This window comes from Burkholderia sp. ZZQ-2 (assembly GCF_050768715.1).
GTDB classification, from domain to species: Bacteria; Pseudomonadota; Gammaproteobacteria; order Burkholderiales; family Burkholderiaceae; genus Burkholderia; species Burkholderia cepacia.
In genome coordinates this window covers 1-345 of the sequence record NZ_LDVA01000238.1, presented here as the reverse complement: position 1 = coordinate 345, position 345 = coordinate 1, and the positions used below count along the sequence as shown (strand labels likewise).

1 protein-coding gene is annotated in these 345 nt (G+C 65.2%); it reads right to left on the bottom strand.

Going from position 1 to position 345, the window contains the following annotated elements; genetic code table 11:
* Nucleotides 1-345: 16S rRNA (guanine(527)-N(7))-methyltransferase RsmG (gene rsmG, locus ABY44_RS16155; RefSeq protein ID WP_431641394.1), on the bottom strand; the 345-nt coding region annotated here is incomplete at both ends.

Below are 345 nucleotides of genomic sequence, written 5' to 3'. Positions count from 1 at the left end.
CCCATCGATCTCGTTCGGTGCGTTCATCCCCTTGAGGAGCGCGAGCTCGCCGCCGTCTCGTACCAGCGGAGCAGTCAACGGGATCAGGGTACGCAGCGCGCTGACGGCTCGAGCAGTCACGACATCGAAGCCATCCCCGGGCTGCACGTCCTCCGCACGAGAACGAAGGACAGCGACGTTTGCGAGTTCCAGAGCATCGACCTGCTCGTTGAGCCAGGTGATCCGCCGCTCCATCGGTTCGACCAGCGTCCACTGCACATCCGGGCGGGCGATCGCGAGCACCAGCCCAGGAAGTCCAGCACCGGAGCCGATATCAGCGACGGAGCCGTGGAAGAGAGGAGCAGC